The 3,447-nt window shown below is 60.5% G+C and carries 1 rRNA gene; it reads left to right on the top strand.

The annotated features are described in order from the left end of the window. Positions 1-247 precede the first annotated feature (247 nt). Positions 248-3,385, top strand: a 23S ribosomal RNA gene (locus ACI8AK_RS23170). Positions 3,386-3,447: the final 62 nt, after the last annotated feature.

The raw sequence follows: 3,447 nt of genomic DNA, 5'->3' as shown, positions 1-3,447 counted from the left end.
GGTCGTAGGCACGCTGTTGGGTCCTGAGGGAGCGGGCTATCGCTTCTTCGTCCGGGCCTTCCCGATTTCACATCGCCGCGCGTGCGCGGGCCGGTGGAGTCGTTGGGGAAGGAGCGCGGGTTGGTCGTTGAGAACTGCACAGTGGACGCGAGCATCTTTGATCTCTTGTCTCGCTGCCGGCGGGGACCTTGCGGGGTGGCCGTCGGCTGGCGAGTGCCGGAGTTCGCGTGTTTGTAGGTTTGTGTGTGGCCAAGATGTTGAGGGCACACGGTGGATGCCTGGGCACCAGGAGCCGATGAAGGACGTGGGAGGCTGCGATAAGCCTCGGGGAGCTGCCAACCGAGCGTTGATCCGAGGGTGTCCGAATGGGGGAACCCCGCACCAGTCATGTGGTGTGACCCGCGCCTGAACACATAGGGCGTGTGGAGGGAACGTGGGGAAGTGAAACATCTCAGTACCCACAGGAGAAGAAAACAACCGTGATTCCGTGAGTAGTGGCGAGCGAAAGCGGATGAGGCTAAACCGTTTCCATGTGAGACCCGGCAGGGGTTGTGGAGGCGGGGTCGTGGGACCGATCGTGTCAGTTCTGCCGGACTGGCGGGGAGTGAGAAAGCGCAGTTGTTAGGGGAAGGCCTCTGGAAGGGGTCGCCGTAGAGGGTGAGAGCCCCGTACTCGAAAACGCTGCGCCTCCTTGTTGTCGTGTTCCCAAGTAGCACCGAGCCCGTGGAATTCGGTGTGAATCTGGCGGGACCACCCGCTAAGCCTGAATACTCCCTGGTGACCGATAGCGGACGAGTACCGTGAGGGAAAGGTGAAAAGTACCCCGGGAGGGGAGTGAAATAGTACCTGAAACCGTGTGCCTACAAGCCGTCAGAGCCGTGAAGCCGCGCCTCGTGCGCGGGCGGTGATGGCGTGCCTTTTGAAGAATGAGCCTGCGAGTTAGCGGTACGTGGCGAGGTTAACCCGTGTGGGGTAGCCGTAGCGAAAGCGAGTCCGAACAGGGCGAGTGAGTCGCGTGCTCTAGACCCGAAGCCGGGTGATCTACCCATGGCCAGGTTGAAGCGCGGGTAAGACCGCGTGGAGGACCGAACCCACCAGGGTTGAAAACCTGGGGGATGAGCTGTGGGTAGGGGTGAAAGGCCAATCAAACCCGGTGATAGCTGGTTCTCCCCGAAATGCATTTAGGTGCAGCGTCGCGTGTTTCTTGCCGGAGGTAGAGCACTGGATGGCCGATGGGCCCCACAAGGTTACTGACGTCAACCAAACTCCGAATGCCGGTAAGTGAGAGCGCGGCAGTGAGACTGCGGGCGATAAGGTTCGTAGTCGAGAGGGAAACAGCCCAGATCATCGGCTAAGGCCCCTAAGCGTGTGCTAAGTGGAAAAGGATGTGGGATCGCAGTGACAACCAGGAGGTTGGCTTAGAAGCAGCCATCCTTGAAAGAGTGCGTAATAGCTCACTGGTCAAGTGGTTCCGCGCCGACAATGTAGCGGGGCTCAAGCACACCGCCGAAGCCGTGGCACTCCGTCGTGACCCCGTCGGTTCTTCCTCGTGGAGGCCGGCCAGGGGACGGGGTGGGTAGGGGAGCGTCGTGTGGCGGGTGAAGCGGCGGCGGAAGCCAGCCGTGGACGCCACGCGAGTGAGAATGCAGGCATGAGTAGCGAGAGGGGAGTGAGAACCTCCCCCGCCGGAAGACCAAGGGTTCCTGGGCCAGGCTAATCCGCCCAGGGTGAGTCGGGACCTAAGGCGAGGCCGACAGGCGTAGTCGATGGACAACGGGTTGATATTCCCGTACCCGCGAAGGAGCGCCCATGCCCAGGCCAGTGATGCTGACCCACCGAAACCGCTCCGCCCCTTCGGGGTCGGGGTGGGAGTAGCTGGGGACCCGAGCTGGTAGTAGGCAAGCGATGGGGTGACGCAGGAAGGTAGTCGGGCCGGTGAGTGGTGGTACCGGTGCAAGGGTGTGGCCCGCGCCATAGGCAAATCCGTGGCGCACGAGGGTGAGGCCTGACGCGTAGCCGAATGAGGCGAATCCGATGATCCTATGCTGCCGAGAAAAGCCTCTAGCGAGTTCCGAGCGGCCCGTACCCCAAACCAACTCAGGTGGTCAGGTAGAGAATACCGAGGCGATCGAGCGAACTGTGGTTAAGGAACTCGGCAAAATGCCCCCGTAACTTCGGGAGAAGGGGGGCCCTCGTCCGTGAACCGCCTTGCGCGGGGCAGCGGGTGGGGGCCGCAGAGACCAGTGAGAAGCGACTGTTTACTAAAAACACAGGTCCGTGCGAAGTCGTAAGACGAGGTATACGGACTGACGCCTGCCCGGTGCTGGAACGTTAAGGGGACGGGTTAGTCCTTCGGGGCGAAGCTCAGAACTCAAGCGCCAGTAAACGGCGGTGGTAACTATAACCATCCTAAGGTAGCGAAATTCCTTGTCGGGTAAGTTCCGACCTGCACGAATGGCGTAACGACTTCTCAGCTGTCTCAACCACAGGCTCGGCGAAATTGCACTACGAGTAAAGATGCTCGTTACGCGCGGCAGGACGGAAAGACCCCGGGACCTTCACTACAGCTTGATATTGGTGTTCGGTTCGGCTTGTGTAGGATAGGTGGGAGACTGCGAAGCCGGCACGCCAGTGTCGGTGGAGTCGCCGTTGAAATACCACTCTGGTCGAATTGGATGTCTAACCTCGGTCCGTGAGCCGGATCAGGAACAGTGTCAGGTGGGTAGTTTAACTGGGGCGGTTGCCTCCCAAAATGTAACGGAGGCGCCCAAAGGTTCCCTCAGCCTGGTTGGCAATCAGGTGTCGAGTGCAAGTGCACAAGGGAGCTTGACTGTGAGACCGACGGGTCGAGCAGGAGCGAAAGCTGGGACTAGTGACCCGGCACCGGCATGTGGAAGCGGTGTCGCTCAACGGATAAAAGGTACCCCGGGGATAACAGGCTGATCTTCCCCAAGAGTCCATATCGACGGGATGGTTTGGCACCTCGATGTCGGCTCGTCGCATCCTGGGGCTGGAGTAGGTCCCAAGGGTTGGGCTGTTCGCCCATTAAAGCGGTACGCGAGCTGGGTTTAGAACGTCGTGAGACAGTTCGGTCCCTATCCGCCGTGCGCGTAAGAGACTTGCGAAGAGCTGTCCCTAGTACGAGAGGACCGGGACGGACGAACCTCTGGTGTGCCAGTTGTACCGCCAGGTGCACTGCTGGTTGGCTACGTTCGGCAGGGATAACCGCTGAAAGCATCTAAGCGGGAAGCTCGCTTCAAGATGAGGTCTCTCACCCAGTCAATGGGGTAAGGCCCCCGCCCAGACCAGCGGGTTGATAGGCCGGAAGTGGAAGCGCCGCAAGGCGTGGAGCTGACCGGTACTAACAGGCCGAGGGCTTGACCACACACCTTCCTGCCAACACACAACAGGTGTGCACCACGCGTCCACTGTGCAGTTCTGAACGCA

The organism is Geodermatophilus sp. SYSU D00867 (assembly GCF_054050315.1).
This window is presented reverse-complemented; position numbering and strand designations above follow the sequence as displayed.